A 7,270-nucleotide genomic window follows, 5' to 3' on the forward strand; every position below is an offset into this window, starting at 1 on the left:
TATATTTAACGAAATATGTGTTGCACCTATAGTTCTCTAACGAGCATATTTTGAAAACCCTTCTTTGACAAAAGATTAAAAGTGTAAAAAAAGCCATTTCAATGAATTTTGAGATGGCTTTTTGTAAAAAATTATCTTGGCGGACAAAGCGGCATTCCTGTTTGACAATAGCCTGGTATTGTTTGACAGGTTCTTCCTTTTTGCGAGTTACATTCTTGATATTCACTATTACAATGTGTGATAGACTGACAAGGCATTTGTTCACTATCTACAGGACAAGGAAATACAGTAGCCCCTCCTACTATTGTGTTTTTGTCAAAAGACAAGTTGGAAACAGATTTTTTGTTTAGCTTCAATAATTTGAGATTCTTTTTTTTCATAATGTTAACTTTTAAACTATTAATTATATAAAAGTCATACACTTTAACAACTACTGCAATAGCTAATACAAATGCGTATCCTTCTAATTCAAATTCGTAGTGTTCTTTCATTAAATACTTAAAACAAAAAGGCCGGAATTTCTTCCGACCCAGCCCTAAAATCCCAGCTTTTTTTCTCTTATGTTTACCTAGTATGATCTGTATCACATCCTGTATTGGTTAACTGACAAACTCCTTTTGGAAGTGACACAGGACACTGAACTAAAGTTGTTTGGTTTGGATCAGTATTTCCTCCTTTTATTTTAAAACTTACTGTAAATTGAGAAATACTTCTTTTTGCTAGATTTAATGATTTTACTGTTTTTTTCTTCATAATCTGTAATTTTAAATTATTAACTCCATAAAAATCAAACTATTTAGAAACACTCACAATAGAGAATTCAAATACGCATCTCTCTATTTCATATTTGCTGCAATCTTATTATACTTTATAATCTAGAATTTTTCTAAAAGAAAAAAAGGTCGAAATTTCTTCCGACCTAGACCAAAACTTATGTTATATGTTTATCTAGTGCATTCTGTTGGATCAGTACAATAACACTCTGAATAATCTGTATATCCACAACATGTAGTATATCTCCAAATAGTATAACAATTAGGACCATCTGAAACTGTTGGTGGAATTGTAGGTATTGGAGCAGTACTTGCACCTCCAATATTAGCATAAGATTCTAAATTTGAAATTGACTTTTTATTCAAACTCAAACTTTTAAGATTCTTTTTCTTCATAATGTATAATTTTCAGATTAATAATTATTTAAAATTCACACTATTTAGAAACTCTTACAATACAGAATACAAAAGCGTATTACTTTATTTCATATTCGTTTCGTTTTAAAAATTACTCATAAAAAAGCCTCCTAAAATACATTAGGAGGCTGTTAATTAATATTTTACCAGCTTAGTCTAAGAAGTCAGTAAAATCAAAATCAAATTGAGTATATGTACAGTTGGTATCTGGAAAACCAGTTCCTATATACGGTCTAACAATGATAATATTTCCTAATGTTCGACTAGTAATATTTATTGGATCAATATTACATTCTGCGACATGCTTATACGCTTCATAATTAAAGTTTTGATCTAGCAATGGATGTGCTGAAGATATTATGTTTCTAATGGGTGTATTGAATCCATTAGGCAAATAAATTTCTAAGCAGTTATCCTCTAAAATTAGCCCAAGATATTGCTGAAATCTTTCTTCATAAATTTCTTCTTCCGTATCGCCTGGCTCAGGGTAATTATAGATCCAAGATTGATGTTGAAAATTAGGCTGACCAGGTAATTCTGGCGGTACTGGACGATCTCTTGTACGTTCAGGGTTTGAACAAAAATCTGAAATCAAAACATATTTATAGAATTCATCTTTTAGTGCATTGGCAAAAGATTCACTTAAATCAGTATTTCCATAACTTCGATTTTGGTTATCACTTTCATAATGAATTAAATCTGAAAGTTTTACACTTCCATTATTACTAGCATTTACTGCATTGATAAATTGCGCACGACCTTCATTATTGTTTAGCGCTACTTGTCCCGCTAAATGTCCCGTCCATTGCATTAAATTTTGCAATCGTATATCTTCTATTTCAGTAAGTGTTGTAGATTTTGCAATACTAGACTGTGTTTCACTGTTTGTTTCTATCAACTCATCTTCACTACAAGAGGAAAAATTAAGGATAAATACTAATGCAATTAGTTTTAGAGTGTTTCTCATATTTTTTATTTTTTATATCAAATTTAAGAAGCTAATCATGTTTTACTAGAGAGGTTTCATATTAGCTCAATTCTTTTTCAAATACGTAATCGATGATTTCATATTCGTTTATCCAAATATCTTTTCTATAACATGATCTTTCCGTCTGCTAGATACTGGAACTTTTATTTCATGGTTTACAATTAACACACCTTGCCTGTTGTATCGCAATACATGTTTTTTATTTACGATGTATGATTGGTGACAGCGTATAAAAATATCATCTGATAAGAGTTCTATTACTTTTTTAATGGGTTTGGAAACTAATATTCGTTCGGATTGTAGCGTGTAGAATGTTGTATAATTCCCTTCCGATTTGCAATACAAAATATCATCTTCATAGACTACATACACGTTTTCCATCGTTTTGAGCACAATGCGTTTCTTTTGCACACCTTTGAAGTATTCACTGGAGATTTCGATTAATTTTTCTAAGTCATTTTCTTTATTAGAACTTTCAATTGCTTTTACAACTGCTTCTTGAAATTCACTTTCATCAATTGGCTTTAAAATATAATCTAAAGCACCTACTTTTATCGCTTTTATAGCATGCTTATCAAAACCAGTAATGAAAATAATATCTACATTTTTTGTCTCTATTTGATTTAAAATATCAAAACTAGTCCCATCAGTTAGCTGAATATCTAAAAAGAGCAAATCTGGACTTTTTTCTTCTATCAAGGTTACAGCTTCTGCTACGCTTTCCGCTTCTCCAATAATTTGAATATCCGTACTGAAATGTTGATTTATTTTTTCTCTAACACTATTTCTAATATAGGCTTCGTCATCAACTAATATGGCTTTAATCATTTTCTGAAAATTTATAAGGGATTAGAAACTTTACCAACACACCTAAATTTGTTGCATCCGTATTGGCTTTATCTAGTATTTGAACGTTACTTTTGGTTGTTTTATTGATGAATTTAGAAATTAATTGTGTGGAAACCGACTTTTTATAGGTATTATTTGTCTCTTTGATTCCAACACCATTATCTTCTATAGTACAGGCTATGAATTTATCTTCTAAAGTTAGTTTTACATCAATATTTCCTTTATGCTTTATTCCCAAAAAACCATGCTCAATACTGTTTTCTATAAAAGGCTGTAGTAACATTGGCGGAATAAATAACAGCTCATCTTCTTCAAAGTTTTCTAACTGAATGTTATAGCTAAATTTTTCTGGAAAGCGTATTAATTGAAGCTCCATGTATTTATGTAATGACTCTAATTCATCTTCTATTTGCACATAGTTATGCAATGAGTTTTCTAAAATTAATCGCAACAATCTTGAAAACTTTAGCAGATAGTTTACAGCTTTTTCTTGGTTATCTTTTATTTGATGTTGAATTACCGATAAGATATTGAACGTAAAATGCGGATTCATCTGCGAGCGCAATAATCGTTGTTGCATTTGTAAATCTTGCTTTTGAAATTTGAAGCGCCTTTGCCTATAAAACAAATACACAATAATGACCAACAATCCTAAAAGTGCTGATAACCCTATGAGTTTTATATTTCTTAATTCTGAAGCATTTTTCTCAGCTGTCGCAATCTTTTTCTTTTCATTGGCAACCTTTAAAGATTGCAATTCTTCATTTATATTTTCTTCATGAAATTTATTTTGCCGATCAATTAATGCTTTGTATTCTTTTAACAAGCTTTCTTCGCTATTTCCTTTCCTATAATTCAGCTTAAAACGCAATTCGTTGTAGAATGAAACATATTCCGTAAAAGAATTTTCGTTAATTATAGTATTCACTGAATCCAAATAGCGCTCTGCAACCTTATAATCTTTTAATTCCAGATAGGTTTCCGCTAAGTTGTTATAACCTTCAAGTAAGTCGTAATTCTCTCTAAGCCCAACTTGTTTTGTAAGCGCAATAGTCTTATCAAAATATTTGGCAGCTTCTTTATAGTTTTTTTCGGCAAAATTAAGTGTTCCGTATTGACGAAGATATTGTCTTCTAGTATCTTTTTTAGATGTTTCTATAACTTGCATGCTATCTAAAAATGCAAATGCTTCTTCTTTTTTATTGAAATGATTGTACAACATTTTTGCCTTGGAACATCCAGTAACTACAAACATATCCATGTTGTGACTCTCTTTTGCCGCTTCTAAGCCTTTTCCATTGTAATACCAAGCTTCCTCATAATTCCCTAAATCTAAATAAGAAACTTCTAAAAAATTATATGCAATTGTCAAACCACCTGCATGTTTTTTCTCATCTGAAATTTCTACAAATTTCTTTGCCACATCTATCACATTTGCTAATCTATTTTCATTTTGATCCAATATCCATGTATTCCAGAAATAGATTAAATTTCGATCTCTAGTATTAGGTCCTTTTACTAAATCGATCGTAGTATGATAGTAGTATGTTGCAGAATCAAATTTTTGAGTATTATAATAATATGCACCTTTTCTAAAGGTATTTTCAATTAATAACGTATCTGGCAAACTAGGGTCGCTATCAATTATTTTTTGAATTTTTGCTATGTAGATTAGTGTAGAATCGCTAGGTATTAGTTTTCGTTCCAGCGCTCGCAGTCGTTTGATTTCTTCAATTTTTTCAGAAAAGCTTTGTTCTGAATCTACTTTCGTACATGCAAAAAAAAGCAAGCCCAAAATTGACAACAGTATTAGGGGATTTTTTCGTGGAGAATAGATCATTTTTAGATTTCTCTTATTAAATTTAAAAAATACGTGCCGATATTTTTACCAAACATAAGAAATTCACAAATGAAAAATGCATTGTAAACTTTTATTTTTCTGTTTTCAAAAATTTTATATTCCGCATCAAACCTGTGTACTTTGTTCGCTTTACAGCAGATTTTCGAAAGATTTCGCTAAAGACTTCTTGCGTAATTTCTTCCCATTCTTTTTTAGACATTGACAATAATTCTGGATGCGGATTGAATAAAGGTTCATTATGCGGTTTTGAGAAACGATTCCACGGGCATACATCTTGACAGATATCGCAGCCAAACATCCAATCGTCAAATTGTCCATGCACGTGGGTTGGAATTTCATTTTTTAGTTCGATAGTAAAGTAGGAAATACATTTGCTTCCATCAACTACATACGGATCTACAATGGCTTGTGTCGGACACGCATCTATGCACGCTGTACAACTTCCACAATGATCTGTGACTGGCGAATCATAATCGAGTTCTAAATCGATAATTAATTCTGCAATAAAATAGAACGAACCTACTTTTTGCGTGAGCAGATTGCTGTGTTTTCCAATCCAACCCAAACCGCTTTTTGCTGCCCAAGCTTTGTCCAACACAGGAGCAGAATCTACAAATGCTCTTCCTGAAACTTCCCCAATTTCCTCTTGAATAAAGTTTAGTAAGTGTTTTAGTTTGTCTTTTATGACGAAATGGTAATCTGTTCCATACGCGTATTTTGAGAGTTTTGGCGCTTCAGAATCTTTTTGAATTTCCGATGGATAGTAATTTAATAGTAAAGAAACTACCGATTTTGAATCGTCTACCAATTTCGTTGGATCGAGTCGCTTGTCAAAATGATTTTCCATATAACTCATTTCGCCATGCATATTTTTGTTGAGCCAAGCTTCTAAACGTGGCGCTTCTTCTTCTAAAAATGCTGCTTTTGAGATTCCACAGGACAGAAAACCCAAGCGTTTTGCTTCAGCTTTTATGAGTTCTGTATGTTTTTGGGTTGAATTCAAGCAGTTCTTTTTGTGAATTTTAATGTAAGATTGATCGGTTTTAGTGTAATAAGTGGCGAGATTTCTATCTTTTTCTGATCGGTTTCGATGTGATATTTTTTTAGCATTGCATATACCGTCAACATCATTTCATAGAGTGCAAAACCATTCCCAATACACATTCTTGGTCCTGCGCCAAACGGGAAATAATACCCTCCTGTTTCTTTACGGTGTTCATCAGAGAACCGTTCTGGTTTGAAATCGTTGGGATTTTTCCAGTATGTTGAATTTCGGTGTAATTCGTAAAACGAAATTCCGATCATGGTTCCTTTTTTTATATTGAAACCTGCAAACGAATCGTCTTCTATGGCAACTCTGTCTGTAATCCACGCTGGCGGATATAATCGCATCGATTCTTCTACACAGTTTTTTATATAGTTGAGCTTTGCTATTTTTTCCATCGGCGGCAAACTGTCATCAATCGCATTAATTTCTGCCATTACTTTTTTATACACTTCTGGATGTTGTGCAATGAGTTGAAATGTAAATGTGAGCGCATTCGCGGAAGTTTCATGTCCTGCAACAAAGAATATTAAGATTTCGTCTATGAGTTGTTCGTTGGTCATTGAAGTTCCATCGTCTTCATATTTTGCTTTGAGCAACATGTCTAACAAATCATCATGTTCTTCTTTTGATTCGCGACGTTCGTCAATTACCGTGTTGATAATATCTCTGCTTTCTTTAACAAGAATCATGTGTTTTTTAACCAAACCACTTACTTTATACCACCATTGTTTATGTGGTTGTCGAATTTCTCGGATGATGAAATTCTGCAACGTTTCTATGATTTCCTGCAATCGATGCATTGTCGTATCATCATAAGAAGAATAACTGAATAGTGATTTTGCGACTACGTGAAACGCTAGTTCATTCATTATTGGATACGAATCGATTGTTTTGTTTTCCGGAATGTCTTCGATTTGTTTTTCAATCGTGCCTTCCATTATTTTTACCAGTTTTTGTAATTTTTCTTTATGAAATGCCGGTTGAATGAGTCGTCGTTGTTTTAACCAATAATCACCACTAGAAGTTAGCAAACCTTTTCCAACGTATTTTGATAGGAATTTTGTTTGAATTTTTGATTTGTGATAGTTCCTATGATTTTTTCGCAACAGATGTTTTGTGATTTCTGCATCACGTGTTAACAGTATCCTATTTGAGAATGGCGGTGAAATTGCAAACGAATCTCCATGTTTATCAAAGCAATCCTTATGAAACGGAATTGGGTTTCGCGTGATAGACGATGATTTTAAGAATATCTTAATGAATGGAATTGTATTTGGATATTTGTACTGCATTAGTTGCTGGTTGTTAGGTTTTGGCTCTTGGCTCTTGGCTCT

8 protein-coding genes are annotated in these 7,270 nt (G+C 32.3%); all 8 read right to left on the bottom strand.

Features of this window, described 5'->3' with window-relative positions:
• Positions 1-131: 131 nt before the first annotated feature.
• The gene (locus tag ACRBBL_RS06720) at positions 132-380 is read right to left on the bottom strand and encodes a hypothetical protein (protein WP_431368251.1); all 249 of its coding nucleotides are present in this window, start codon (positions 378-380) and stop codon (positions 132-134) included.
• 184 nt (positions 381-564) lie between these two features.
• Entirely contained in the window at positions 565-753 is a 189-nt protein-coding gene (locus ACRBBL_RS06725) for a hypothetical protein (RefSeq protein WP_431368252.1), read from the bottom strand.
• A gap of 191 nt (positions 754-944) precedes the next feature.
• Positions 945-1,169, bottom strand: a complete 225-nt coding sequence (locus ACRBBL_RS06730) for a hypothetical protein (RefSeq protein ID WP_431368253.1) — start codon at positions 1,167-1,169, stop codon at positions 945-947.
• Between the two features lie 172 nt (positions 1,170-1,341).
• Complete coding sequence (locus tag ACRBBL_RS06735; protein ID WP_431368254.1) at positions 1,342-2,157, bottom strand: hypothetical protein; 816 nt, start codon at positions 2,155-2,157, stop codon at positions 1,342-1,344.
• Positions 2,158-2,265: 108 nt separating this feature from the next.
• Positions 2,266-3,006 (bottom strand): LytR/AlgR family response regulator transcription factor, encoded by a 741-nt coding sequence (locus ACRBBL_RS06740; RefSeq protein WP_431368255.1) that lies wholly within the window; start codon positions 3,004-3,006, stop codon positions 2,266-2,268.
• Entirely contained in the window at positions 2,999-4,822 is a 1,824-nt protein-coding gene (locus tag ACRBBL_RS06745) for a histidine kinase (protein ID WP_431368256.1), read from the bottom strand. The genes ACRBBL_RS06740 and ACRBBL_RS06745 overlap by 8 nt, the downstream gene beginning before the upstream one ends.
• A 136-nt stretch (positions 4,823-4,958) precedes the next feature.
• Positions 4,959-5,891, bottom strand: a complete 933-nt coding sequence (gene queG, locus ACRBBL_RS06750; RefSeq protein WP_431368257.1) for a tRNA epoxyqueuosine(34) reductase QueG — start codon at positions 5,889-5,891, stop codon at positions 4,959-4,961.
• On the bottom strand, positions 5,888-7,228 hold the full coding sequence (locus ACRBBL_RS06755) for a cytochrome P450 (protein WP_431368262.1): 1,341 nt from the start codon (positions 7,226-7,228) through the stop codon (positions 5,888-5,890). Before ACRBBL_RS06755 ends, queG begins: the two co-directional genes overlap by 4 nt.
• Between the last annotated feature and the right edge of the window lie 42 nt (positions 7,229-7,270).

Source organism: Kordia sp. (assembly GCF_050633145.1).
Classification (GTDB): Bacteria; Bacteroidota; Bacteroidia; order Flavobacteriales; family Flavobacteriaceae; genus Kordia.

What these genes read in the sequence shown, in the direction of transcription:
- ACRBBL_RS06725 (WP_431368252.1), bottom strand. Translation starts at nt 753, where the DNA reads ATGAAGAAAAAAACAGTAAAATCATTAAATCTAGCAAAAAGAAGTATT.
- ACRBBL_RS06730 (WP_431368253.1), bottom strand. Translation starts at nt 1,169, where the DNA reads ATGAAGAAAAAGAATCTTAAAAGTTTGAGTTTGAATAAAAAGTCAATT.
- ACRBBL_RS06755 (WP_431368262.1), bottom strand. Translation starts at nt 7,228, where the DNA reads ATGCAGTACAAATATCCAAATACAATTCCATTCATTAAGATATTCTTA.
- ACRBBL_RS06735 (WP_431368254.1), bottom strand. Translation starts at nt 2,157, where the DNA reads ATGAGAAACACTCTAAAACTAATTGCATTAGTATTTATCCTTAATTTT.
- ACRBBL_RS06720 (WP_431368251.1), bottom strand. Translation starts at nt 380, where the DNA reads ATGAAAAAAAAGAATCTCAAATTATTGAAGCTAAACAAAAAATCTGTT.
- ACRBBL_RS06740 (WP_431368255.1), bottom strand. Translation starts at nt 3,006, where the DNA reads ATGATTAAAGCCATATTAGTTGATGACGAAGCCTATATTAGAAATAGT.